The 25,163-nt window shown below is 56.0% G+C and carries 26 protein-coding genes; 18 read left to right on the top strand and 8 right to left on the bottom strand.

What is annotated here, in order from left to right; genetic code table 11:
• Nucleotides 1–7 precede the first annotated feature (7 nt).
• From gsiB to BBA90_RS14365, 4 genes are all read left to right on the top strand, one after another.
• The gene (gene gsiB, locus BBA90_RS14380) at nt 8–1,543 is read left to right on the top strand and encodes a glutathione ABC transporter substrate-binding protein GsiB (protein WP_065649748.1); all 1,536 of its coding nucleotides are present in this window, start codon (nt 8–10) and stop codon (nt 1,541–1,543) included.
• A 48-nt stretch (nt 1,544–1,591) separates the two neighbouring features.
• A complete protein-coding gene (gene gsiC / locus BBA90_RS14375) occupies nt 1,592–2,512 on the top strand; it encodes a glutathione ABC transporter permease GsiC (RefSeq protein WP_065649747.1) in 921 nt (306 codons plus the stop codon).
• A 10-nt stretch (nt 2,513–2,522) separates the two neighbouring features.
• Nucleotides 2,523–3,428 (top strand): glutathione ABC transporter permease GsiD, encoded by a 906-nt coding sequence (gene gsiD / locus BBA90_RS14370; RefSeq protein ID WP_065649746.1) that lies wholly within the window; start codon nt 2,523–2,525, stop codon nt 3,426–3,428.
• 166 nt (nt 3,429–3,594) lie between these two features.
• Nucleotides 3,595–4,044 carry a DUF4385 domain-containing protein gene (locus tag BBA90_RS14365; protein WP_065649745.1) on the top strand — a complete coding sequence of 150 codons (450 nt, stop codon included), beginning with the start codon at nt 3,595–3,597 and terminating at the stop codon, nt 4,042–4,044.
• Here the strand turns inward: BBA90_RS14365 and rimO are convergent.
• Complete coding sequence (gene rimO, locus BBA90_RS14360) at nt 4,041–5,366, bottom strand: 30S ribosomal protein S12 methylthiotransferase RimO (RefSeq protein ID WP_065649744.1); 1,326 nt, start codon at nt 5,364–5,366, stop codon at nt 4,041–4,043. The two genes, BBA90_RS14365 and rimO, sit on opposite strands and share 4 nt — an antisense overlap.
• Nucleotides 5,367–5,671: 305 nt before the next feature.
• Here rimO and BBA90_RS14355 point away from each other — a divergent pair, with 305 nt between their 5' ends.
• Together BBA90_RS14355 and BBA90_RS14350 are read left to right on the top strand one after the other, a co-directional pair.
• Nucleotides 5,672–6,307 carry a carbonic anhydrase gene (locus BBA90_RS14355; protein ID WP_065649743.1) on the top strand — a complete coding sequence of 212 codons (636 nt, stop codon included), beginning with the start codon at nt 5,672–5,674 and terminating at the stop codon, nt 6,305–6,307.
• A gap of 105 nt (nt 6,308–6,412) precedes the next feature.
• Entirely contained in the window at nt 6,413–7,546 is a 1,134-nt protein-coding gene (locus tag BBA90_RS14350) for a PQQ-dependent sugar dehydrogenase (RefSeq protein ID WP_065649742.1), read from the top strand.
• Here the strand turns inward: BBA90_RS14350 and BBA90_RS14345 are convergent, their stop codons facing one another.
• On the bottom strand, nt 7,547–8,203 hold the full coding sequence (locus tag BBA90_RS14345; protein WP_065649741.1) for an HAD family hydrolase: 657 nt from the start codon (nt 8,201–8,203) through the stop codon (nt 7,547–7,549).
• A 272-nt stretch (nt 8,204–8,475) separates the two neighbouring features.
• On the opposite strand from BBA90_RS14345, the gene BBA90_RS14340 reads away from it, so the two are divergent.
• A complete protein-coding gene (locus tag BBA90_RS14340) occupies nt 8,476–9,678 on the top strand; it encodes a serine hydrolase (RefSeq protein ID WP_075050747.1) in 1,203 nt (400 codons plus the stop codon).
• A 740-nt stretch (nt 9,679–10,418) separates the two neighbouring features.
• On the opposite strand, the gene ybjG is transcribed toward BBA90_RS14340, so the two are convergent.
• From ybjG to BBA90_RS14325, 3 genes are all read right to left on the bottom strand, one after another.
• Nucleotides 10,419–11,024, bottom strand: a complete 606-nt coding sequence (gene ybjG, locus BBA90_RS14335) for an undecaprenyl-diphosphate phosphatase (protein ID WP_065649740.1) — start codon at nt 11,022–11,024, stop codon at nt 10,419–10,421.
• A complete protein-coding gene (locus BBA90_RS14330) occupies nt 11,011–11,766 on the bottom strand; it encodes a phosphatase PAP2 family protein (protein WP_065649739.1) in 756 nt (251 codons plus the stop codon). Before BBA90_RS14330 ends, ybjG begins: the two co-directional genes overlap by 14 nt.
• A 202-nt stretch (nt 11,767–11,968) precedes the next feature.
• Nucleotides 11,969–13,657 (bottom strand): aspartate:alanine antiporter, encoded by a 1,689-nt coding sequence (locus BBA90_RS14325; RefSeq protein WP_065649738.1) that lies wholly within the window; start codon nt 13,655–13,657, stop codon nt 11,969–11,971.
• A gap of 251 nt (nt 13,658–13,908) precedes the next feature.
• Between BBA90_RS14325 and ybjM the strand changes: the two genes are divergently transcribed.
• Nucleotides 13,909–14,277: an inner membrane protein YbjM gene (gene ybjM, locus BBA90_RS14320; RefSeq protein WP_065649737.1), complete on the top strand. Its 369-nt coding sequence runs from the start codon at nt 13,909–13,911 to the stop codon at nt 14,275–14,277.
• A 26-nt stretch (nt 14,278–14,303) separates the two neighbouring features.
• Here the strand turns inward: ybjM and BBA90_RS14315 are convergent, their stop codons facing one another.
• Nucleotides 14,304–14,567 carry a GrxA family glutaredoxin gene (locus BBA90_RS14315; RefSeq protein WP_065649736.1) on the bottom strand — a complete coding sequence of 88 codons (264 nt, stop codon included), beginning with the start codon at nt 14,565–14,567 and terminating at the stop codon, nt 14,304–14,306.
• Nucleotides 14,568–14,763: 196 nt separating this feature from the next.
• Here BBA90_RS14315 and BBA90_RS14310 point away from each other — a divergent pair, with 196 nt between their 5' ends.
• The 10 genes from BBA90_RS14310 (at nt 14,764) to rlmC (ending at nt 23,585) form a co-directional block, all read left to right on the top strand.
• Entirely contained in the window at nt 14,764–15,015 is a 252-nt protein-coding gene (locus BBA90_RS14310) for a DUF1418 family protein (protein ID WP_065649735.1), read from the top strand.
• Between the two features lie 12 nt (nt 15,016–15,027).
• A complete protein-coding gene (nfsA, locus tag BBA90_RS14305) occupies nt 15,028–15,750 on the top strand; it encodes an oxygen-insensitive NADPH nitroreductase (RefSeq protein WP_065649734.1) in 723 nt (240 codons plus the stop codon).
• Nucleotides 15,751–15,767: 17 nt separating this feature from the next.
• Nucleotides 15,768–16,670, top strand: a complete 903-nt coding sequence (gene rimK, locus BBA90_RS14300) for a 30S ribosomal protein S6--L-glutamate ligase (protein ID WP_065649733.1) — start codon at nt 15,768–15,770, stop codon at nt 16,668–16,670.
• Nucleotides 16,671–16,757: 87 nt separating this feature from the next.
• Entirely contained in the window at nt 16,758–17,237 is a 480-nt protein-coding gene (locus BBA90_RS14295) for a YbjN domain-containing protein (RefSeq protein WP_065649732.1), read from the top strand.
• A gap of 460 nt (nt 17,238–17,697) precedes the next feature.
• Nucleotides 17,698–18,807 (top strand): spermidine/putrescine ABC transporter substrate-binding protein PotF, encoded by a 1,110-nt coding sequence (potF, locus tag BBA90_RS14290; protein WP_065649731.1) that lies wholly within the window; start codon nt 17,698–17,700, stop codon nt 18,805–18,807.
• A gap of 120 nt (nt 18,808–18,927) precedes the next feature.
• Nucleotides 18,928–20,061 carry a putrescine ABC transporter ATP-binding subunit PotG gene (potG, locus tag BBA90_RS14285; protein ID WP_065649730.1) on the top strand — a complete coding sequence of 378 codons (1,134 nt, stop codon included), beginning with the start codon at nt 18,928–18,930 and terminating at the stop codon, nt 20,059–20,061.
• A gap of 10 nt (nt 20,062–20,071) precedes the next feature.
• Complete coding sequence (potH, locus tag BBA90_RS14280; RefSeq protein ID WP_065649729.1) at nt 20,072–21,028, top strand: putrescine ABC transporter permease PotH; 957 nt, start codon at nt 20,072–20,074, stop codon at nt 21,026–21,028.
• Entirely contained in the window at nt 21,025–21,870 is an 846-nt protein-coding gene (gene potI, locus BBA90_RS14275) for a putrescine ABC transporter permease PotI (protein WP_065649728.1), read from the top strand. Before potH ends, potI begins: the two co-directional genes overlap by 4 nt.
• A gap of 66 nt (nt 21,871–21,936) precedes the next feature.
• Entirely contained in the window at nt 21,937–22,401 is a 465-nt protein-coding gene (locus tag BBA90_RS14270; protein ID WP_065649727.1) for a YbjO family protein, read from the top strand.
• Nucleotides 22,402–22,442: 41 nt separating this feature from the next.
• Entirely contained in the window at nt 22,443–23,585 is a 1,143-nt protein-coding gene (rlmC, locus tag BBA90_RS14265) for a 23S rRNA (uracil(747)-C(5))-methyltransferase RlmC (RefSeq protein ID WP_065649726.1), read from the top strand.
• Nucleotides 23,586–23,609: 24 nt separating this feature from the next.
• Here the strand turns inward: rlmC and artJ are convergent, their stop codons facing one another.
• Nucleotides 23,610–24,341 (bottom strand): arginine ABC transporter substrate-binding protein, encoded by a 732-nt coding sequence (artJ, locus tag BBA90_RS14260; protein ID WP_065650488.1) that lies wholly within the window; start codon nt 24,339–24,341, stop codon nt 23,610–23,612.
• Nucleotides 24,342–24,491: 150 nt separating this feature from the next.
• Nucleotides 24,492–25,160, bottom strand: a complete 669-nt coding sequence (gene artM, locus BBA90_RS14255) for an arginine ABC transporter permease ArtM (RefSeq protein WP_065649725.1) — start codon at nt 25,158–25,160, stop codon at nt 24,492–24,494.
• Between the last annotated feature and the right edge of the window lie 3 nt (nt 25,161–25,163).

Below are 25,163 nucleotides of genomic sequence, written 5' to 3'. Positions count from 1 at the left end.
CACCATCATGCACCAGATTATGCGTAACGGAATTATGACGGCTGGCGTGCTGAGCGCTGCGCTGTCGCTGCCCGCCTGGGCGGCAAAAGATGCGGTCATTGCCGTGGGCTCGACCTTTACCACGCTGGATCCTTATGACGCCAACGATACGCTATCGCAGGCGGTTGCCAAATCCTTCTATCAGGGGCTGTTCAGCTTTGATAAGGAGATGAAGCTGGTTAACGTGCTCGCCGAAAGCTCTCAGGCCAGCGATGACGGGCTCACCTACACCATCAAACTGCGTTCCGGCATCAAATTTCAGGATGGTACCGATTTCAACGCTGAGGCGGTGAAGGTCAACCTCGATCGCGCCAGTAATCCCGACAACCATCTCAAACGCTATAACCTGTTCAAATATATTGCGACCACGGAAGTGGTCGATCCGCTTACGGTAAAAATTACGCTGAAGCAGCCGTTCTCGGCGTTTATCAACAATCTGGCACATCCGGCGGCGGCGATGATTTCGCCCACCGCGCTGAAAAAATATGGCAAAGAGATTGGCTTCCATCCGGTCGGCACCGGACCCTATCAGTTTGACACCTGGAATCAGACCGATTTTGTCAAAGTGAAAAAGTGGCCGGGCTACTGGAAGCCGGGCTATCCAAAACTCGATACCATCACCTGGCGGCCAGTCGTGGATAACAACACCCGCGCGGCCATGCTGCAGACCGGTGAGGCAACGTTTGCGTTTCCGGTTCCTTTTGAGCAGGCCAAACGCCTTGAAAGCAACGGTAAGCTGAACGTAGTGACCACGCCTTCTATCATGCAGCGTTACATCAGCCTCAACGTGACGCAAAAGCCGTTTGATAACCCGAAAGTGCGTGAAGCGCTGGAATATGCCATTAACCGCGAGGCGCTGGCAAAAGTGGCGTTTGCCGGTTATGCCACCCCCGCTACCGGTATCGTGCCGCCCTCTATCGATTTCGCTCAGCGTTATCCGGCTATCAAATATGATCCGGCAAAAGCGCGCGCGCTGCTGAAAGAAGCGGGCTACGCCAGCGGTTTTGAGACCACGCTCTGGTCCTCGCATAACCACAGTACGGCGCAGAAGGTGCTGCAGTTTACCCAGCAGCAGCTGGCTCAGGTAGGCGTGAAGGTAAAAGTCACCGCCATGGATGCCGGACAGCGGGCCGCGGAAGTGGAAGGCAAGGGGCAGAAAGAGAGCGGTGTGCGCATGTTTTACACCGGCTGGTCCGCCTCTACCGGTGAAGCCGACTGGGCGCTGACGCCGCTGTTCGCCACCACCTCATGGCCGCCAGCGATCTTCAATACTGCGTTTTACAGTAACCCGCAGGTGGATAAAGATCTGGCTGATGCGTTAAAGACCACCGACCGTGAACGCAAAGCGCAGCTGTATAAAGATGCGCAGGATCGCATCTGGAACGATCGCCCGTGGATCCCGCTGGTGGTAGAGCAGCTGCTCTCTGCCAGTAACAAAAACCTGACCGGGTTTTATGTCATGCCGGATACCTCGTTTAATTTCGACGAAGCGGATCTGAAGTAACCAGACTGGCCAGCCGTTCAGGCTGGCCACTGCTGCGCAGGATGTTGCATGCTCAACTACTTTTTTAAACGATTGCTGGGGCTGATCCCCACGCTGCTGATTGTTGCCGTACTGGTGTTCCTGTTCGTGCATCTGCTGCCCGGCGATCCGGCACGTCTGATTGCCGGACCCGAAGCCGATGCATCCGTTGTTGCGCTGGTACGCAGCGAGCTGGGGCTGGATCAGCCTCTCATCCGGCAGTTCGGGCACTTTATTTTCAACGCGCTGCAGGGCGATTTCGGCCAGTCGCTGGTCTCCAGACGCCCGGTCGCGGATGAAATTGCGATGCGCTTCTATCCGACGCTGTGGCTGACGCTGGCCAGTATGGCGTGGTCAGTGCTGCTGGGTATGGCGCTGGGGATTGTTTCTGCCGTATGGCGCAATCGCTGGCCCGATCGTATCGGCATGACGCTGGCGGTTTCCGGCATCTCGTTTCCGGCCTTTGCGCTGGGCATGCTGCTGATGCAGATTTTCTCCGTGGAGCTGGGCTGGCTGCCCACCGTCGGCGCGGATAGCTGGCAGCACTATATTCTGCCCTCTGTCACGCTGGGCGCTGCCGTCGCGGCGATCATGGCGCGCTTTACCCGCGCCTCCTTTATAGAGGTTTTGCAGGAAGATTACATGCGCACCGCCCGGGCCAAAGGCGTACGCGAATCGCTGGTGGTGGTAAAACATGGGCTGCGTAACGCTCTGATCCCGGTGGTCACGATGATGGGCCTGCAGTTTGGTTTCCTGCTGGGGGGATCTATCGTCGTGGAGGTGGTGTTTAACTGGCCTGGTCTGGGTCGCCTGCTGGTGGACTCAGTGGAGATGCGTGACTATCCGGTGATTCAGGCGGAAGTCCTGCTGTTTTCGCTGGAGTTTATTCTGATCAACCTGATTGTCGATATGCTTTACGCGGCGATTAATCCGGCTATTCGCTACAAATAAGGAGTCGCAATTGAATAACTGGCGACGCGATGCGGCGGTGAAACAGCTGCCGCACCTGACGGAAAACCGGGTGCGTACCCCGTGGCGTGAGTTCTGGCGCCGTTTTCGCCGGCAGCATGTGGCGCTGCTGGCAGGCAGTTTTGTCCTGCTGCTGATTGTGGTGGCCTGTATTGCACCGTGGATCGCGCCTTTCGATGCGGAAAATTATTTCGACTACGATCGCCTGAATGAAGGGCCATCCTGGCTGCATCTGTTTGGCGTGGACTCGCTGGGGCGCGACATATTCAGCCGGGTGCTGGCTGGTACCCGTATCTCGCTGATGGCGGGCTTTTTCTCTGTGATTATCGGTGCGTTTATCGGTACGCTGCTGGGTCTGCTGGCGGGTTACTATGAGGGCTGGTGGGATCGCCTGATTATGCGCATCTGCGACGTACTGTTCGCGTTTCCCGGTATTCTGCTGGCGATTGCGGTCGTCGCCATTATGGGCAGCGGGATGAGCAATGTCATTGTGGCGGTAGCGATTTTCAGCATACCCGCGTTCGCCCGGCTGGTGCGGGGTAACACGCTGGTGCTGAAGCAGCAGACTTATATCGAATCGGCGCGCAGTATCGGTGCTTCAGACCGGACCATTATTTTACGGCATATTCTGCCCGGCACGATCTCATCAATCATGGTCTATTTCACGATGCGGATTGGCACCTCAATTATTACTGCCGCCAGCCTCTCTTTTCTGGGGCTCGGTGCACAGCCACCCACGCCGGAGTGGGGAGCGATGCTGAATGAAGCGCGGGCGGATATGGTGATGGCACCCCACGTGGCTATTTTTCCCAGTCTGGCGATTTTTCTGACCGTACTGGCATTTAACCTGCTGGGTGATGGTCTGCGCGATGCGCTGGATCCAAAACTGAAAAGCTGAGCAGCGGACCGGCCCGGGCCACTAAATGTGTCTAATATTAAAGGAGCAGCAATAACGCTTTCACAGATTTTCCCCGGCCCGTTTCGCAGGACGTTGCTCTGCCGGTAAGCATGCTGCCGGCGCAAAGCAGTTCCGATCACAGGTCAGGGCGCAAAGGAGAAAAGAGATGGAACCGTTTGACTATCAGCAGGATTATAAAAATCTCGATTTGCGACAGCATCCTGAGCTTTATCGCGTGGGGCGGGGTGAGCAGGGCGTACTGATGGTAGAGCCTTACAAAAGCGAGATTCTGCCCTGGTGGCGTTTTCGCACCGTCGAGGTGGCGAAAGAGTCGTCTGAAAAAATCATGCAGCTGTTTGAAGACTATCGCGAGAAAGATGATTTTGTCGGTATGGATATGGCACGCAAATTTATTCAGATGGGATATACGCGCGCCCGGCGCTACAGCAATCATCAGGGCGGGCGTAAATATGATGCTGATGGCAAAGAGCTGCCGCGGACGGTAGAGAAAGAGAAGGCCGCCGCGGCGGCCATCTTTAAAGCGTGCTGGGATAAATTACGCGCTGATGAAGATTATCTGGCGCGTAAAAAAGCGCATCAGAAGAAATATGGTTAGATGCGGCTGCCCCACAGATCGTATTCGTCGGCGTGTTCCACTTTCACCCGCACCACATCACCTGCTTTTACCTGCCGGTCGCCGTTGAGATAGACGGCACCGTCGATTTCCGGTGCGTCTGCCATGCTGCGTCCGACGGCACCTTCTTCATCCACTTCATCGATGATCACCAGTATTTCGCGGCCGACTTTCTCCTGCAGACGTTCGCTGGAGATCTGCTGCTGCAGCTGCATAAAGCGGTCAAAGCGCGCCTGTTTTACCTCTTCCGGAACCGGATCCGGCAGCTGATTAGCGGTAGCACCTTCTACCGGGCTGTACTGGAAGCAGCCTACGCGATCGAGGCGCGCTTCTTTCAGGAAGTCGAGCAGCATCTGGAAATCTTCTTCGGTTTCACCGGGGAAGCCCACGATAAACGTAGAGCGCAGCGTCAGCTCCGGGCAGATCTCGCGCCAGCGCTTGATGCGCTCCAGCGTACGTTCCACAGCGCCCGGGCGCTTCATCAGCTTCAGAATACGCGGGCTGGCGTGCTGCAGCGGAATGTCGAGGTAGGGCAATATTTTGCCTTCTGCCATCAGCGGGATGACATCATCGACGTGCGGATAGGGATAAACATAGTGCAGACGCACCCAGACGCCGAGCTTCGCGAGCTGTTCGCACAGGCTCACCATGCTGGTTTTTACCGGCGCGCCGTTCCAGAAACCGGTGCGATGTTTCACATCAACGCCGTAAGCCGAGGTGTCCTGTGAGATCACCAGCAGCTCTTTCACGCCCGACTCAGCCAGACGCTTCGCCTCATCCAGCACGCTGCCAATCGGGCGGCTGTCGAGATCGCCACGCATGGACGGAATAATGCAGAACGTACAGCGGTGGTTGCAGCCTTCTGAGATCTTCAGATAGGCGTAGTGGCGCGGCGTCAGTTTCACGCCCTGCTCAGGCACCAGGCTCAGAAACGGGTTATGCACAGGTTTAGGCACGTAGGTATGCACGTGCTCAAGTACCTGCTCATAGCTGTGCGGACCGGTGATCTCCAGTACTTTCGGGTGCACTTCGCGGATCTGATCCACTTTGGCACCCAGACAGCCGGTGACGATCACTTTGCCGTTCTCATTCAGCGCTTCACCAATCGCTTCCAGAGATTCCTGAACCGCGCTGTCAATAAATCCGCAGGTGTTAACGATAACGATCTCCGCGTCATCGTAGCGTGGTACCACGTCATAGCCTTCAGTACGCAGTTCCGTCAGGATACGTTCTGAGTCAACGAGGTTTTTAGGACAACCGAGTGAGACGAAGCCCACGCGTGGCGGATTAGTGACATGGCTCATAAGGATAAAAATTCATCATAATTAGTATGGACAGGAGCGCGATTGTACAGAGGTTGCAGCGGAAAATGTATAGCTGAAGCGATAATCTGCCTGACAGCAAAATACGAATGCAGCGCTATGCTTAGAGTGCGCGGCGCCGCCTGACGCCGGGTATTTCAGCCTGTAGCGGGTTGTGCGGTGGCTGCGATTTTGCTTAAATGACGGGTTGTTGAAGGTAACTTATTCTCAACGCTGAAGAATTTAAACGCATGCGCTGGCAGGCTACGAGATGACAGCGCAGCAGTGCATAGAGTGAGAGCAGACAAATGCAAGAGATCGTCAAAGGTTTTCTGAATTTTCAACAGAACGTATTCCCTGAAAGGAAGGATCTTTTCAAGAGTCTGGCTTCCAACCAGAATCCTAAAGCGCTGTTTATCTCCTGTTCAGACAGCCGTCTGGTACCGGAGCTGGTCACCCAGCAGGAGCCGGGTCAGCTGTTTGTGATCCGCAACGCCGGCAACATTGTGCCGCCCTTTGGCCCGGAGCCAGGCGGCGTCTCTGCCACTATCGAGTATGCGGTACTGGCGCTGGGCGTAACGGAAATTATCATTTGCGGCCACTCTAACTGTGGCGCGATGAACGCTATCGCTTCTAATGCCGATCTGGAAAACATGCCGGCGGTCGATCACTGGCTGCACTACGCTAACGCCGCGAAATCTGTGGTTGATGAACGTAACTACGATTCTGTTGAGGTGCGCCTTAATGAGATGGTGAAAGAGAATGTTATTGCGCAGCTGAACAATATCAAAACGCATCCTTCTGTCTCTGTCGCGCTGCGTAAAGGCAAGCTGCGTCTGCACGGCTGGGTTTACGATATCGAAACGGGCAAAATCAACGCCCTGACGAAAGGCGGCGCAGAGTTTATCTGCCTGTCTGATAACCCTGAAACCTGCTTCGAATAATTCCCTCCAGCCCGGCTTCCGCCGGGCTTAATGTTTTGTAAATTTCATCCGCTGCTGCGCGCGCGCTGTCTACCCTTAACGGCAGAGTGAACACAGGAGCAACCTATGCATATCTGGCGAACAGCGCTGATTTCCGGCGCACTAAGCGGTTCTTCCCTGGCGCTGGCCGCGGATGTGACGGTACAGGTGCTGCAGGATAAACTCTCTCATCCCTGGGCCGTGGCCTTTTTACCGGATAATCGCACGCTGCTTATCACTGAGCGCACCGGTCAGCTGCGCAGCTGGCAACCTGAAAGCGGTCTGTCGCAGCCGATCCAGGGCGTGCCGCAGGTCTGGGCTGAGCGGCAGGGTGGATTACTGGATGTGGTTCTGGCGCCTGACTTCGCGCAAAGCCGCCGCGTCTGGCTGAGTTATACCACGGCTGACGCCAGCGGGCGCGCCGGCGGGGTCGTGGGGTATGGCCAGCTGAGTGAGGACAGGCAGAAGCTTAACGGATTTCGCGTGGTGCTGGAGCAGACGCCAAAACTCTCCGGCGGTGCGAATCTGGGTACCCGGCTGGCGTTTGACCGGCAGGGCTTTCTCTATGTGGCGTTTGGCGACAATTTTGTCAGCAGCAGCGCCCGGCAGCTGGATAAACTGTCAGGCAAAATTGTTCGTCTGACGCAGGAGGGAAGGGTGCCGCAGGATAACCCGTTTGTCCGCAAAGAGGGTGCCCGTCCGGAGATCTGGAGCTATGGCGTGCGTAACCCTCAGGGGCTGGCGCTGAATCCCTGGACACAGCAGATGTGGGAAAGTGAACACGGGCCCCGTGGCGGCGATGAGGTAAACCGGCTGGAGAAGGGCCACAACTACGGCTGGCCGCTCGCCACCTGGGGCATAGATTATAGCGGGCAGCCGGTACCGGAAGCGCAAGGCACCCATGTAGCCGGAACCGATCAGCCGCTGTTCTGGTGGAAGGTGTCACCGGCTATCAGCGGCATGGCGTTCTACAACAGCACGCGCTTCCCGCAGTGGAAAAATGCGCTGTTTATCGGTGCGTTAAAAGAGAAAAGCCTCATCCGTCTGCGCGTTGAGGGCGATCGGGTTACGGAGGAAGAGCGCCTGCTGACCGATCGCAACGAACGCATCCGTGATGTGCGTCAGGGGCCGGATGGCTGGCTCTATGTACTGACTGATGAGGCCAGCGGTAAACTGCTTCGGGTGGGACCGGAGCCGGAGCAGGCTGCAACACGCAACTAGTCAGCGCGCCCAGCGGCAAATCTGCCAGCCGCGCTGCTCCGCTTCATGCTGCAGACGCGCATCCGGATTGACTGCCCAGGCGTGATCGGCCCAGGTCAGCAGCGGCAGATCGTTAAACGAGTCGCTGTAGGCCCAGGTCCGTGTAAAACTGAGCGCCTGCTGACGGGTCTGCCAGTCGCGCAGGCGCACCACTTTGCCTTCGCGATAGGTTGCGGTGCCGAGAATAGATCCGCTGTAGCGCGCATCAACCACTTCAGCATGGATGGCCAGCGCACCGTCCACGCCCAGACGCTCAGCGATAGGAATGGCAAGGTGGTCGCCGCTGGCGGTAACGATCAGCACCTTATCGCCGCGCTGCTGATGCCACTGAATACGCTCCCGCGCGGCAGGAAACACACGCGGCAGGATGTCGCGGTGGATAAAGCGTCTTATCCAGCCAGCCACGGTCGGCGTGGCCATGCCAGCCAGCGGCGCCAGCGTGGTGTGCATATACTCTTCAATGGGCAGCTCACCGGCGTGATAACGCTGCATCAGCCTGCGATCCTCATCAATCACTGTTTCAGGCGCAAATCCCTGTGAGACAAGCCACCGTAACCAGAGGCTGGTGCTGTCTTCGCTTATCAGGGTTTCATCGAGATCGAACACGGCAAGATCCATAACGCTCTCCTCAGGCTGGCTGGTTTCAGCGTAGCGGAGTTTTGTGACAGGCTTAGCTTTTTCAGTCAAATTCAGAATTGTGCGCAGTTTTTTTACCGCCGGTGACGGCTTACACTGGGCCTGACAGGAGGCTCACCTGGATTAATATAAGAAAACTTAATTAACTTTACGATTCAACGGTTTTTTTCGCCCGCGTGAACCGTTAGCGTTTTACACGAGATCTCCCCCGCCCGCGAAAGCCCCGATTTTACAAGGACAATCTGGTTACGCCCATGAAACTACACCTTTGCGCATCGTTATTACGGCCCCTGGCTGCTTCCTCGCTGTTGTTTATTTTTCCTGCGGTTTCTCAGGCCGTTGACGCCCCGGCCGCCCCGCAAATCGAGGCTAAAGCCTGGGTGCTGATGGATTACAACAGTGGCAAAGTGCTGGCTGAGTCGAATGCCGATCAGCGGCTCGATCCCGCCAGTCTGACCAAGATGATGACCAGCTATGTGGTAGGGCAGGCGCTGAAATCCGGAAAGATTAACAACGGGGATATGGTAACGATCGGCCAGGACGCCTGGGCAACCGGTAATCCCAAGCTGCGCGGCTCATCGCTGATGTTTCTCAAGCCTGGCGACCGCATTCCGGTATCAGAATTAAATAAAGGCATTGTTATTCAGTCCGGTAACGATGCCTGTATTGCGCTGGCAGATTACGTTGCCGGCAGTCAGGATGCGTTTATCGGACTGATGAATAACTATGTGAAAGCCTTTGGCCTGCAAAATACCCATTTTATGACGGTGCACGGGCTGGACGCGGAAGGGCAATACAGCACTGCCCGCGATATGGCGATTATCGGCCAGCGGCTGATAAGCGATGTGCCGGACGAGTATGCGCTGAACAGCGAGAAAGAGTTCACGTTTAATAATATTAAACAGCGCAACCGCAACCGGCTGCTCTGGAGCTCTAACCTGAAAGTGGACGGCATTAAAACCGGACATACTTCAGGCGCAGGCAACAATCTGGTCGCGTCTGCCGTTGATGGCGATATGCGACTGGTCTCCGTAGTGCTGGGTGCGCAAACCGATGCCATTCGGTTTCGTGAGAGTGAAAAGCTGCTGACCTGGGGGTTCCGTTTTTATGAGACGGTAACGCCTATCAAGGCCGATAAGCCATTTGCCCGCCAGCGCGTCTGGTTTGGTGACAAGGGAGAGGTAAATCTTGGCGTAGCGAAAGATGCCGCCATTACCGTGCCTAAGGGGCAGATGAAAAATCTGAAAGCGAGCTTTACCCTCAATACGCCGCAGCTGGAAGCACCCATCGCCAAAAATCAGGTTGTCGGCACTATCGATTTTCAGCTGGACGGGAAAACCATTGAGCAACGCCCGCTGGTGGCAATGGAAGCCGTGCCGGAAGGCGGCTTTGTCGGGCGTATCTGGGATTTTATTATGATGAAATTCCACGGCTGGTTCGGGAAGTGGTTTAGTTAGGACGCTGGCGCTGGCGCAGGCGCGGGTTCCGGATTAAGCGCTGGTTCCGTTCGCCGTCAGCGGCGGCAGCAGCCTCTGCCCCGGCACGGCGACCGGGCAGAGGACGCCAGGCCGCGCCCTCTGCACTCCCCGGCCCTGCGCCAGCCCCGTCCGCCGCTGCGCGGTTCCCTCGCTCACGCCCGCTTCCCGGGGACCGGCCGCCATTCGCTCCTGCTCACCGCGCCCTTTCGCCGACGTCCTGTCGGCTCATCCCGGAACCGCGCCCTCCCCCGGCGGACCCGGATGGCGCTTCCCGCTGCTGCTGCTTTTTTCTCTCTATTATGTTTTTTTATGGCTGTGGGTTCTGTCCGCAGGTTCAGACCCTGCGACCTTTTAAGAATGAAAAAATGAATATGCAGGCGGGGAGGGGGCGCTATCCGCAGCGCCGGGCGCAGCGTGACGGCCAGGACGAGCCGGCAGGACGCCGGCGAGAGCGCGGGGTGAGCAGGAGCGAATCCGCGCGGTCCGTTAAGGCCGGAGGGATAAGCCCGGGAATTCGCGAGGACGGCGCGGGGCGGGGATTGCTAAGGGGCGCGCCCACCCGCCCCTTAGCCCGTCCGCGTGCGGCAATGCCGCTGAAACTGCCAGAAGTCTGGCGGGCGGAATCCCCTCAGTGCCGCGTGCTGCCGCACACAGCCCCGCGCTGCTGAGCGCCCAGCCCCGCGCTGCTGAGCCACCCAGCCCCGCGCTGCTCAGCGCGCTTATTCCCTGATCCAGCCCTTACGAATTGGCATAGCAAACAGCACGCGATAAACCTGATGCGTCATCGCCAGCAGGCGATCGCCATAGAGCTGCCAGGCCATCTGCGAGGCCAGGCAACCCAGCATACCTACCAGGAACCCCCCGATCATATCCAGCGGCCAGTGAACGCCCAGGTAGACGCGTGACCAGGCGATGGCGCTGCCGATGGCCAGCAGCAGGATACCGGACCAGAGCCGGTGCCAGAAAATAAAGGCAAGAGCAAAGGTAAAAATGGTTGTGCCGTGATCGCTCGGGTAGGAGTCGTCTGCGGCGTGCATCAGAAACTGGTGGCCAAAGCCAATGGCAAAGGGGCGCGGATGGGGCAGCAGCTGGCCGGTACACCAGGAGATCAGCAGCGCATAGATAAGCGCCATACCGGTTTTCAGAACCAGAGCACGCTGGGACTGCACCTGTTCACGCGGCCCCCACAGCCAGAGGGCTACGATCAGCAGCGGCACAATCGCAATAAGATCCTTTGCGATAAACGTGGCCAGGTTCAGCAGCCAGAGCGGTGACGCTGGCGTGGCATTAATCCATAAAAAAAGGGTGTGGTTAATCGCTTCCATCCCGTTTAGCTATCCTCGTTTTGTTAACCCAAAAAGAAATACCGGCTACTGTCAGCAGCTGTGCCAGCCAGACCCACCAGCCGGCCCATAAATTGTGTGAAAAAAAGTGCGCACCGCGCATCACCTGACCAAACCCCATCAGCAATCCCAGAGTGACGCCTGCAGACAGCGCCAGCAGCGCGCGGCGTGGATGCTCCGGCCACCAGAGAAAGAACAGCGCCATCACCGCAAAGCCACTCGACGCATGTCCGCCCGGGAAACAGCCGCCGGGTCCGCTGCCGGCGGGGACGCTGCCCAGCAGCGGAAAGGAGAGCGCCTTACCGCCAAACATCGCCAGATCCCAGGGGCAGGAGTGCGCGCTATGCGCTTTGATGATCCCCACCACCAGCGGGCCCAGACCAAACAGCAGCGCAACCAGCATCTGTCGCGCATTACGGGTCCGTATTCCCTGAAACAGCAGCAGCACGGCTCCGGCAATGATCACATCCTTGGCGATGCGATGATTAATGACATCCAGCCAGCGGCTGTGCTGCCAGGGAAAGCGCTGCGTAAGCGGGTCAAACCAGTACTGACTGATAGCGATATCCAGCTGCTCATCGCGTGAGAAGTAAATAAACAGCGCTGCCAGAATAGCCAGTAAAATGAGGTTGATAGCGTAGAAGCGGGTAGAAAAAGAATAAATAGTCCCGCTCCGATTCCGGTAGCAGGTTGTGGAAGTGTTTAACTTTGATGACAGTTGCATGAAGAGTGATCGCTAAAAAAGTCAGGATCACAGCATGGCGCGATTCGCTTAGCGCAACCTTAAGGCACCACCGGCAGAAATAAAAAAACCCGTCAGTCATAAAAAGACTGGCGGGCTCCTCAATCCGGGGATTTCAAAGAAAAGCAGTGGCACTTATTCAGACGCTGGCGGCCGGTAAAGGTTCCGGGCCGGCAAAAATAATTTATCCCGCCAGCACCGGCCAGATAATCACAATCAGCGTGCCGGCCAGCGTCAGCAGCACATTGGCAATCGCATAGGTGCCGGCATAGCCCAGCGCCGGAATATTACTGCGCGCGGTATCGCTGATAATCTCCATCGCTGGCGCGCAGGTGCGCGCGCCCATAATGGCACCAAACAGCAACGCGCGGTTCATGCGCAGTACGTAAGCGCCAAACAGATAGCAGATAACCACCGGCACCAGGCTGACCAGCAGCCCGCTCAGCAGCATCAGTGCTCCGGCATTACCGAGGCCGTGCTGCAGTCCACTGCCGGCGCTGAGCCCGACGCCTGCCATAAAAACCATTAATCCGAACTCTTTCAGCATGGTCAGAGCGCCCTGCGGAATATAGCCAAAGGTCGGATGGTTCGCGCGCAGGAAGCCCAGCATAATACCGGCAAACAGTAAGCCTGCGGCATTGCCGATACCAAAACTGAAATTGCTGAACTGAAATGTGATCATCCCTATCATCAGGCCGATGATAAAGAAAGCACAGAAAGCCAGCAGGTCAGTTATCTGACTGTGAATGGCGATAAAGCCAATACGATCGGCCAGACTTTTCACACGGCGCGCTTCGCCGCTGACCTGCAGCACATCCCCTTTATTCAGCATAATGCTGTCATCAATCGGCATTTCAATCTGACTGCGGATCACCCGATTCAGAAAGCAGCCGTGATCGGTGAGTTTCAGATGGCTGAGCCGCTTATTTACCGCATTGTGGTTCTTTACCACGATCTCCTCGGTGACGATGCGCATATCGAGCAGATCGCGATCGAACACCTCTTTACCGTTGCGGAAGCTGGCATCAAGCCGCGCGTGAGCGTCAGGGTAACCAACCAGGGAAATCTCATCACCCAGCTGCAGCATGGCATCACCGTCCGGGCTGGCGAGAATGCCGTTACGCCGCAGACGCTCTATGTAGCAGCCGGTCTGGCGATGAATGCCCAGCTCGCGCAGGTTTTTGCCGCCGCTCCAGGCGACCAGCTCCGGGCCGACGCGATAGGCGCGGATCACCGGTAAAAAAACCTTGCGCTGGCTGTCGGCATCCAGCCCGCGCTCGCGGGCGATTTGCTGGGCGCAGGTAGGCAGATCCTGATGCTGCAAACGGGGCAGGTATCGGGCGCCGAAAATCAGGCTGACCAGCCCTACCAGGTAGGTCAGGGCGTAGCCGAGGCTCAGGTTATCCTGCATCATACTCAGCTGACGCGGATCGCTGATGCTCTGCCGCAGCGTATCGCCAGCCCCCACCAGCACCGGCGTTGAGGTCATTGAACCGGCCAGCATGCCTGCCGTCAGGCCGATATCCCAGCCAAACAGATTGCCAAGCATTAACGCGACCAGCAGCGCGCTGACCACCATCACTATGGCTAAGAAAAAATAATTTTTGCCGTCGCGGAAAAAGATAGAAAAGAAGTTAGGTCCCGCCTCCACGCCGACACAAAAAATAAACAGCATAAAGCCCAGGCTCAGGGCATCGGTATTTATCGCAAAATGCTGCTGGCCTAAAATCAGGGAGACAACCAGTACACCAATTGAATTACCCAGCTGGACAGAACCAAGACGCAGTTTTCCCAGACACAGGCCGAGTGCGAGTACGACAAATAATAACAGAACGTCATTTTTGCTTAACAATTCTGCGACGTTAATGTTCACAGTTTTAACTTCTTATTCACGTGTAACAGGTTGATAGGAAGAGAATTTTTAGCTATCTTGAACGGAGCGGTCAACACCGGGACTGGCATTTTTATCCCGCCTGATTCTGAAGCGGCATTATTCTAAACATTATTATTTGCTTCAGCTATCCGCATCGCTCACTCTTTCTGTTTGTAGCTGTTTCTATTTATTTCCACGCAGGTGCGCCAGGCATTAAAAGTTCTGTTTTAACGTTAACGTTGAGGATTGTTATGTTGCAGCGCAGCCATCGCTGGTCCGCATTCGCGTCAGGCGCGACGCTTTATACGCTGGTGTTTATTTTTGCCCACCATTTCTGGAGCGTGCCGCTCCATATGCGGCATGGTCAGCCAGAACTCCTGCTGTTTTTATTACCTGGTGTGGTCATCGCGCTGCTACAGCCCGCCAGTCCGATGGTGTCAACGCTGTGGTCAGCGATAGCGGGAACGCTGCTGGGAATGAGTTGGGTAGTGGTGACAGAGCAGGTCACTCATACGCCGCTGCTGGGTGTGGCCTGGAGTCTGAGCGCGTTGTTCTGGGCAGGATGTGGTGCGCTACTGATACGTCTGCTGCGTATCATGCTGGCCATGCGTATTAATTAAAAAAAACGGGCCCTGCGGCCCGTTTTTTATGCCTCAATGCCCAGATTTTCTTTGGTCCAGGCGGCAAATTCGGTGTAACCACCAATGTGCCGATCGTCGAGAAAAATCTGCGGCACCGTTGTTACCGGTTTACCGGCGCGCGCTTCCAGATCGGCTTTAGTAATGCCGGTGGCCTGGATATCAACATACTGATAGTTGAAACTATCCTGTTCGCTGGTCAGCTTAGCGGCTAACTCTTTAGCGCGTACGCAATAAGGGCAACCTGAACGGCCAAAAATCACTGCAATCATTGCTTTTCTCCTTCCGCTGCTGTTTTGTGAGCAAAATCACAGCACAGCGTGAATAATGGTTCACATCATGCCCGCTCGTGCTGCTTAAGAGAAGCAGAAAATACCTGTTACTCTGATGGACGCACGCTATCCCTGACGGGCTATGCCGGCAGCAGCGATATGCTGAACCAGATCCATAAACAGCAGAGGTATACCCATGCGCAACCTTGCCAGACTACCTAAGTCCATTCTGTTGCTGGAAGCCCTGGGCGCCTGCGCAGTAGCCGCCGCGCTTTTGCTGTTGAATAACTGGCTGCCAGCGCCTGCCATGATTGGGCAAAAGCCGCTGGCTACGCTACTTTTTTTGCTGGGCATTGCGCTGATGCTGCCTGCGGCATGGCTAATCATGTGGCGCACCGCAAAAGTGATGGCCCCGCACCTTTTTGATCATACTCACACCAGGAAATAACCGGAGAACATAATGACGCCGACAATCGATCTGCTATGCAGCCACCGTTCCATTCGTGCTTTTACTGAGCAGGGTATTGATGACGCTCAGCGCCGCGCGATTATTGCTGCAGCGCAGGCGGCCTCTACCTCCAGTTTTCTGCAGTGCTCATCCATTGTACGCATCACCGATCGTGAAAAGCGCACTGCGCTGGCGGAACTGGCGGGAGGTCAGTCGTGGGTCACCGATGCCCCGGAGTTTTGGGTCTTCTGTGCCGACTTTAACCGCCATCTGCAAATCTGTCCGGATGCGCAGCTGGGACGGGCTGAACAGCTGCTGCTGGGCTGTGTGGATACCGCGCTAATGGCGCAAAATGCGATGGTGGCCGCTGAGTCGCTTGGGCTGGGCGGCGTATTTATCGGCGGGATCCGCAATAACATTGCCGACGTCACCGCGCTGCTGGATCTGCCAAAATTTGTGCTGCCGCTGTTTGGCTTCTGTATCGGTTATCCGTCTGCCTCTCCGGATGTGAAACCACGCATGCCGCAGGCGATGCTGGTACATGAAAACAGCTATCATCAGGTTGATAAAGCGCTGCTGGCAGAGTACGACCAGCAAATCACAGATTACTACATGCAGCGCGACAGTAATCAGCGATCTGAAACCTGGAGCGATCTGATCCAGCGCCTGATCATTAAAGAGACGCGTCCGTTTATGCTCGACTATCTGCACAGTCAGGGCTGGGCCACGCGTTAAGTCAGGAGTATGGCTGCATGAAAATGGCGCTTCTCACCCGTGACAGCACGCTTTACTCCAGCCAGCGGCTGCGTGCGGCCGCTGAGGCGCGCGGGCATCAGATTGCGATAATCGATCCGCTCTCCTGCTACGTGAACATTAATGCAGCGCTGCCGGCCGTGCATTATCAGGGTGAAATACTCGTCCATTTTGATGCAGTGATCCCGCGTATCGGCACCGCGACGACCTTTTATGGTACCGCGGTGCTGCGTCAGTTTGAGCTGCTCGGCAGCTATCCGCTCAATGAATCGGTGGCCATTACCCGCGCCCGTGACAAGCTGCGCTCGCTGCAGCTGCTGGCGCGCGAGGGCATCGATATGCCGGTTACCGGTATCGCTTCATCGCCGGATGATACCGGCGATCTGATCCGCATGGTGGGCGGTGCGCCGCTGGTGGTCAAACTGGTTGAAGGCACGCAGGGTATTGGCGTCGTGCTGGCAGAGACGCGCCAGGCCGCCGAAAGCGTGATTGATGCGTTTCGGGGACTTAACGCCCATATTCTGGTGCAGGAGTTTATCAAAGAAGCGCGGGGCCGCGATATTCGCTGCCTGGTGATCGGCGATCGCGTGGTGGCTGCCATAGAGCGTGAGGCAAAAGAAGGGGAGTTTCGCTCTAACCTGCATCGGGGCGGCACCGCGCATCCTGTTACCATCAGCGAGCGGGAGCGCAACATCGCCATTAAAGCTGCGGCGACGCTGGGCCTGGCCGTGGCAGGCGTTGATATTCTGCGTGCCAGCCGCGGACCGCTGGTCATGGAGGTCAATGCGTCACCCGGTCTGGAAGGTATTGAGGCGTGCACGGGGCTCGATATTGCCGCTATGATGATCGACTGGATTGAGCAGCACGCCTGCCCCGGCTATCGTCCTAAAACCGGTGGCTAGATAGCGTTTTCCGGTGGTTTTCGTGGCATCTGCCCACATTTTTCCGTAAGCTAAGGCGCTTATTTATTCACCCCACAGGAAATAGCGATGGATTCACTGGTCGTTCCTGACATCGACATGCTACGTCGCTGGCTGGATCAACAAAATATCACCTGGTTCGAATGTGATGCCTGTCAGGCGTTACATCTGCCGCACATGCAGAATTTTGACGGGGTGTTTGACGCAAAAATTGACCTGGTGGATAACGTTATTCTGTTTTCTGCGCTGGCTGAAGTAAAACCCACGGCGCTTATTCCGCTGGTCGGCGATCTGTCACAAATTAACGCCAGCTCACTGACCATCAAAGCTTTCATCGATATTCAGGATGATAATCTGCCAAAGCTGATTGTCTGCCAGTCGCTGAGTATTACCGCCGGCATTACCTTTAGTCAGTTCACGCACTTTATGAAGCAGAGTGAAGAAGGGGTTTCCATGGTGATTATGGAAGCCTTCGCGAACCATCTGCTGATGATGGGTGAAGAGGAAGAGCGCGCTTCCGGGGTAAGCAGTTCAGGTGTTTTACATTAATTCCGCTCGTTATTAACTGCCGCACACTGCGGCAGTTTTCTTTCTCGCTTTATCCTGCCATTTTTTATTCTGTTATTTGCCCGCTAACACCAGATTTTAGTCATGCTTTATGCCGTAACTGCCAGACCACATAGCACAAAAATGCATAAAATATCGTAAAAAGGCGTTTTTTACGCTGGGGTCTGGTGCGCAGAGATCAGGGGGGCTATTCTTGCGGAGCTGTGCAGGGCAGGCCATCGCTCAGCAGCGCTATACTGATTTCAGGGAAGGCCCGCCGTTACGCATCTGCATAGCTACCCATTTGCAGTTTGCTGGCTCACTCTCCCGAGACTGGCTATAGGTATTTACTATTTAACGTCCGCTGAAGAGTGATTCATTGTATGTCTGGCTACTTTCAGACAGGAAATCATCGGATCGGCTGTATGCAGCGTTTGTTGACCCGTTCAGGAGAAAATAACAGATGAACAACCAGACAAAAAAATGGTTGCCAGCCGCAGTTGCTGGTGTGGTGATGGCATCGGCTGTTGCTGCTCAGGCAGAAGATAAAACGCTGCACGTCTATAACTGGTCCGATTATATTGCGGCCGATACGGTACCTGACTTTGAAAAGCAGACCGGCATTAAAGTCGTTTATGACGTCTTTGATTCCAATGAAGTGCTGGAAGGCAAACTGATGGCGGGCAGCACCGGCTATGATGTGGTTGTGCCCTCATCCAGCTTTCTCGCGCGTCAGCTGCAGTCGGGCGTGTTTCAGGAACTCGATAGAAGCAAACTGCCGAACTACAAAAATCTTGATCCGGATCTGATGGCCAAAGTGGCACAGCACGATCCCGGCAATAAATACGCGATCCCTTATCTCTGGGGCACCACCGGCATCGGTTATAACGTGGAGAAAGTCAAAGCTGCGCTCGGTGCGGATGCGCCGGTTAACAGCTGGGATCTGGTACTGAAACCGGAAAACCTCGAAAAACTGAAAAGCTGCGGCGTCTCTTTCCTGGATGCGCCGGAAGAGATATTTGCCACCGTGCTGAACTATCTTGGCAAAGACCCAAACAGCACCGATGCCAAAGATTACACCGGGGCGGCGACCGATCTGCTGATGAAGCTGCGGCCAAACATTCGCTATTTTCACTCGTCGCAATATATTAACGATCTGGCAAACGGTAACACCTGTGTAGCGATAGGCTGGTCTGGCGATATTCTGCAGGCAAAAGATCGGGCTGAAAAAGCCAATAATGGTGTTCATCTGGGTTACAGCGTGCCGAAAGAGGGCGCCCTGGCGTTCTTTGACATGATGGCGATCCCGAAAGATGCGAAAAACAAGGATGCCGCCTATCAGTGGCTGAACTACATCATGGAGCCAAAAGTGATCGCTGAGGTATCCAGCAAAATCAATTATGCCAACGGCAACAAAGCGTCACTGCCGCTGATTAATGCCGATGTCCGCAACAATCCAGGCATTTTCCCGACGCCGGACGCGATGGCGAAGCTGTTTGTGCTCAAGGTCCAGGATCCGAAACTGGATCGCGCACGTACCCGCGCATGGACTAAAGTAAAAAGTGGTAAGTGATTCGTTCTGAACGATATCCCTGACCGGTAACCACAGCAGAGGCGCAGTACGGGCCTCTGCTGTGCCATTCCAGCGGCTGGCCGTGCCGCGCTACCCCCGCTTAGCGCCGGAGAAATGTGAGTGAACGACGCGATTTCCCGTTCTCAGAGTAAATCAGCAAAGGCCTTAACGCCGCTGCTGGAGATCCGTAACCTGACCAAATCGTTTGAAGGTCAGCACGCCGTAGATGATGTCAGCCTGACTATCTACAAAGGTGAAATTTTCGCCCTGCTGGGGGCGTCTGGCTGCGGCAAATCAACGCTGCTGCGCATGCTGGCAGGATTTGAGATCCCCAGCAGCGGCCAGATTGTGCTGGATGGCCAGGATCTGTCTCACGTGCCGCCTTATCAGCGTCCTATCAATATGATGTTTCAGTCTTACGCGCTGTTTCCGCATATGACAGTGGAGCAAAACATCGCCTTTGGTCTGAAGCAGGACAAATTATCCAAAGCAGAGATCGCCAGCCGCGTAGCAGAGATGCTGGCGCTGGTGCATATGCAGGAGTTCGCCAGCCGCAAACCGCATCAGCTTTCAGGCGGGCAGCGTCAGCGCGTGGCGCTGGCGCGCAGCCTGGCAAAACGGCCTAAACTGCTGCTGCTGGATGAGCCGATGGGTGCACTGGATAAAAAACTGCGCGATCGCATGCAACATGAGGTGGTGGATATCCTGGAGCGCGTGGGCGCCACCTGCGTTATGGTCACGCACGATCAGGAAGAGGCGATGACCATGGCCGGACGCATTGCCATCATGAATCGCGGTAAGTTTGTGCAGATTGGCGAGCCGGAAGAGATTTATGAGCATCCTACCAGCCGTTACAGCGCGGAGTTTATCGGCTCGGTCAACGTGTTCGAGGGGCTGCTGCGCGAACGGCGCGATGAGGGCGTGGTCATCGACAGCCCTGGCCTGATGCATCCGCTGAAGGTCCAGACGGATGTCTCTATTGTTGACAACGTACCGGTCCACATTGCGCTGCGCCCGGAAAAAGTCATGCTGTGCGACACGGTTCCGGCTGACGGCTGCAACTTTGCCGTGGGCGAAGTGGTGCATATCGCCTATCTGGGTGATTTGTCGATTTACCATGTGCGCCTGCACAGTGGCCAGATGATCAGCGCGCAGCTGCAGAACGCGCATCGTTTTCGCAAAGGTGCGCCCGTCTGGGGAGATGAAGTGCGTCTCTGCTGGGATGCGGACAGCTGTGTGGTTCTGACGGTCTAGGGGGACGTTTATGAGTCAGATTTCTCCGCGGCCTCAGCCGGTACTGGCAGGCACGCCACTGCAGCGCTGGGCAACACGTATGAAGATGCAGCACGGGCGCAAGCTGGTGATTGCGCTGCCTTACCTGTGGCTGATCCTGCTGTTCCTGCTGCCGTTTCTGATTGTGCTTAAAATCAGCTTTGCCGATATCGCCCGCGCCATCCCGCCCTATACGGATCTGGTCAGCTGGGCGGATGACCAGCTGAATGTGGTGCTGAACCTCGGCAACTATTTTACGCTCACTGACGATCCGCTTTACGCTGAGGCCTATCTGACCTCGCTGAAAGTGGCGGCGATCTCCACGGTAATTTGCCTGCTTATCGCTTATCCGCTCGCCTGGGCGGTCGCGCACAGCAAGCCGTCGATGCGAACCATACTGCTGCTGCTGGTGATCCTGCCCTCCTGGACCTCATTTCTGGTGCGCGTTTATGCCTGGATGGGGCTGCTGAACAACAACGGCATTCTGAATCGTTTTCTGCTGTGGCTTGGCGTTATCGATCATCCGCTGGTGATCCTCTACACCAATACGGCGGTCTATATCGGTATTGTTTACTGCTATCTGCCCTTTATGGTGCTGCCGATCTATACCGCGCTGACGCGCATTGACTATTCGCTGGTGGAAGCGTCGCTGGATTTAGGCGCGCGTCCGCTGAAGACCTTTTTCAGCGTGATTGTGCCGCTGACCAAAGGCGGCATTATCGCCGGGTCGATGCTGGTGTTCATACCGGCGGTAGGGGAGTATGTCATTCCGGAACTGCTGGGTGGCCCGGACAGTATTATGATTGGCCGCATTCTCTGGCAGGAGTTTTTTAATAACCGCGACTGGCCGGTGGCTTCAGCGCTGGCGGTAACCATACTGTTGATCCTGATCCTGCCGATTATCTGGTTCCACAAGCATCAAAATCGCGCTGCGGGGGAGAAAGCATGAGTCAGCTACCGGTTATTCGCTCGCCGTGGCGTACTGCTATTCTGGTACTCTGCTTTCTGTTTCTCTATGCCCCCATGCTGCTGCTGGTGGTCTACTCCTTTAACAGTTCGCAGCTGGTTACGGTGTGGGAGAGTTTCTCTTTTCACTGGTATCGCGTGCTGTTTCAGGATGAGGCGATGCTCGATGCCGTCGGGCTGAGTCTGACCATCGCGGGGCTTTCGGCTACCATGGCTGTGATACTGGGCACCCTGGCCGCGGTGATCATTGTGCGCTTCGGCCGCTTTCGCGGCCACAGCGGTTTCGCCTTTATGCTGACTGCGCCGCTGGTCATGCCCGATGTTATTACCGGGCTGTCGCTGCTGCTGCTGTTTGTGGCGATGGCAAATACGCTGGGCTGGCCGGGCGATCGTGGCATGCTGACTATCTGGCTGGCGCACGTCACATTCTGTACCGCCTATGTTGCGGTGGTGATCAACGCCCGCCTGCGCGAGCTGGATCGCTCCATCGAAGAGGCCGCCATGGATCTGGGCGCCACGCCGCTGAAGGTGTTCTTTGTGATCACCGTTCCCATGATTGCACCCGCCATCGTCACCGGCTGGCTGCTGGCCTTTACGCTGTCGCTTGATGACCTCGTGATTGCCAGCTTTGTTACCGGGCCGGGGGCGACCACGCTGCCCATGGCGATCTTCGCCACCGTACGGCGTGGGGTGAACCCGGAGATCAACGCGCTGGCGTCTATTATTCTGTTTGTGGTCGGGCTGGTCGGTTTTATCGCCTGGCGCTTTATGGCGCATGAAGAAAAACAGCGTTTGCGCGATATTCAGAAAGCAAAACGTGGCTGAAATCCTGTGAGTTTGCCACTATAAGCAAGGCTGGCGTTGCCAGCCTTTTCTTATGGAGCCTGGGTGATGTCGGAAACGCTGAAAAACGCTGTGTTAAACTCAACGCCGGTGCCGGTGACCATTGCCGGTATTGCGATTATTGTCACGCGCTGCCTCAGCGTGATCATGATGGCTGGCGAGCTGGGCTATGAGGAGATTGCCAACTTTGTGCACCGCAGCGCACAGGCATGGGATTCAACCCTGATATTTATCGCCAGTCAGCTGATTTTCCTGTTTGAACTGCGCTGTGCTTTTACGTTCATGCGCGGCAGCAATCGGGGTCGCTGGGGTTATCTGATCAGTCAGGTGGTGGTATTGCTCTATATGCTGATGGCGTCGGTGGGCTGGATCTATCCGGAAATATTCAGTATTTCAGGTGATAACAATCTGCAGATTATCCACCATACGCTGCAGCAAAAATTACCGGACGTACTGGTAGCGCTGCTGCTGTTTGTGCCGGCCAGCAGTCGCGCATTTTTCCGCGCCCGGTGATACAATCGCCCCCCGTTTTTTCTCCGAGTACAGGTTGTTCCATGCATTGCGCGCTTTATGACGCTGGCCGCTGCCGTTCATGTCAGTGGCTGGAAAAACCCTATCCGCAGCAGGTCAGCGATAAGCAGACGCAGCTTGCTCAGCTGCTTGCAGCGATGCCGGTCAGCGACTGGCGGCTTCCGGTGACATCAGCAGAGCAGGGGTTTCGCAATAAGGCCAAAATGGTCGTCAGCGGCAGCGTGGAGCGCCCTGTTTTTGGTCTGGTGGCGTCTGACGGCGACCCGGTTGATCTCTGCGCCTGTCCGCTTTATCCCGCCAGCTTTGCGCCGGTGTTTGCGCTGCTTAAACCCTTTATCGCACGCGCCGGTCTGACGCCTTACAATGTGACGCGCAGGCGTGGCGAGCTGAAGTTTTTGCTGCTGACGCAGAGCAGTGAGGGCGGCATGATGCTGCGTTTTGTACTGCGCTCAGCCAGTAAGGTGCCGCAGCTGCAGGCGGCACTGCCGTGGCTGCAGCAGCAGCTGCCGCAGCTGCAGGTTATCTCCGCCAATATTCAGCCGGTACATATGGCGATTCTGGAAGGCGACGAAGAGATCGCGCTGACCGCGCAGCAGGCGCTGCCGGAACGCGTTAATCAGGTTCCGCTTTATATCCGGCCGCAGAGTTTCTTCCAGACCAATCCGCAGGTGGCGGCGGCGCTCTACGCCACCGCACGCGACTGGGTTGCGGAGCTGAACGTGACCAGCATGTGGGATCTCTTTTGTGGCGTAGGTGGATTTGGTCTGCACTGCGCAACGCCAGAGATGACGCTGACGGGGATTGAAATCAGCCCTGAAGCGATCGCCTGTGCGCAGCAATCGGCGCAGCAGCTGGGGCTGGAAAAGGTGCACTTTGCCGCTCTGGATTCCACCCGTTTCGCCACCTCGCGGGCAGACATACCGCAGCTGGTACTGGTGAACCCGCCGCGTCGCGGTATTGGCAGCGAGCTGTGCGACTATTTAAGCGATATGGCTCCGGCTTTTATCCTCTACTCCAGCTGCAATCCTGCCACCCTGGCGCAGGATATTGCCCGGCTTAGTGATTACAACATACAAAGAGTACAGCTGTTTGATATGTTCCCGCACACCGCTCATTTTGAAGTGTTATGTCTGCTGACGCGGAACGATCGGCCGCGTGCTGCATAACGCAGCACGCGCTGTTGAAAGAATTTACTCAGGAAACCACTTCTGGTTGATCTGCTGCCAGCTGCCGTCAGCTTTCAGGGCCGCCAGCGCACTATTGAACTCATTCAGCAGTGCGCTGTTACCTTTACGCACGGCGATGCCAAGCCCGGTGCCAAAGTAATCCGTATCCCTGACATGATCGCCCACGGTACCGAGATCGTCATTGGCTTTCAGCCACTGACTGACCACGGCGCTGTCGCCAAATACGCCATTGAGGCGGCCGTTTTTCAGGTCAAGAATCGCATTCTGATAGCTGTCATAGGCGACTGCTACCACGTCCGGATGCTTTTCAGCCAGATATTTCTGGTGAGTAGTACCGTTTTCCACGCCAATACGCTTGCCTTTCAGCTGGCTGAAATCGCTGAACTCGCCTTTCCGGGCGATCACGATAGCGGAGTTGGCATAGTAAGGCTGGCTGAAATCGACCTGCTTACTGCGCTCGGCGGTGATGTCCATACCGGAGATTACCGCATCATAGCGGCGGAATTTCAGCGACGGGATCAGGCTGTCAAACGCATTATTCGTGAATGTACATTCGGCTTTAATCTGCGCGCACAGCGCTTTCGCCAGATCGATATCAAAGCCTACAATCTGATTGTTGTGATCCAGTGATTCAAACGGCGGATAGGTAGCTGAAACGGCAAAACGTATTTTTTCAGCTGCATAAGCATTCACCGTAACCGCAGCGAGCGCTGCGGCGATAATCCATTTTTTCATCATGTCATTCTCATAAGCAAGCCAGAAGTGGAATGCGTGACACAATGCCATTTAATGAATTTTTATGCAATTATTTTGGATAAGTAAGGATTTGCAGAAGACGGTTGCCCGGACGCCGGCGTGGCGCAAAAGCAACCGTCCCGGAGGCACTCAGCTGCGCTGCTCAAATGTCAGTGCACGTTTCTCTATCAGCCGCATCAGCAGCGTCAGCGCGCCGTTAACCACCAGATAGATCAGGCCTGCCGCCGCATACACCGTCACGTCATAGGTGCGTCCGTAGAGCATCTGACCGTGCCCCATCACTTCCATCAGCGTAATGGTGTAGGCCAGCGAGGTGCTTTTAAACACCAGCACAACTTCGTTGGAATAGGAGGAGAGGGCGCGCTTAAACGCGTAGGGCAGCAAAATACGCAGCGTATCCTTGCGGTTCATGCCCAGCGCGGCGCATGACTGCCACTGACCCGCCGGAATTGCGCGTACCGCGCCATAAAATAGCTGGGTGGTATAGGCTGCGCTGTTGAGCGACAGCGCCAGCATCGCGCACAGCCAGGGCTGAGACAGCAGATGCCAGAGCCACGGCACATTCTGAATGGCAGGGAACTGACCCGGCCCGTAGTAGATCAGGAAGATCTGCACCAGCAGCGGAGTGCCGGTAAACAGCGTGATGTAGCCTTTTGCCAGCAGGCTGGCGACCGGTACTTTCAGTGCCAGCACAATAGTACAGAGCAGCGACAGCAGCAGCGCGGCCACCAGTGAGGCCAGCGTCAGCGTTAAGCTGGTATGCAGGCCTTTCAGCAGTTCAGGTAAATAATCGAGCATGCG

Origin of the sequence: Pantoea eucrina, from assembly GCF_001691555.1 — a bacterium.
Taxonomy (GTDB): domain Bacteria; phylum Pseudomonadota; class Gammaproteobacteria; order Enterobacterales; family Enterobacteriaceae; genus Pantoea; species Pantoea borealis.
Note: the sequence above shows the minus strand (reverse complement) of the source record. Positions and strands in the feature narration are given on the sequence as shown.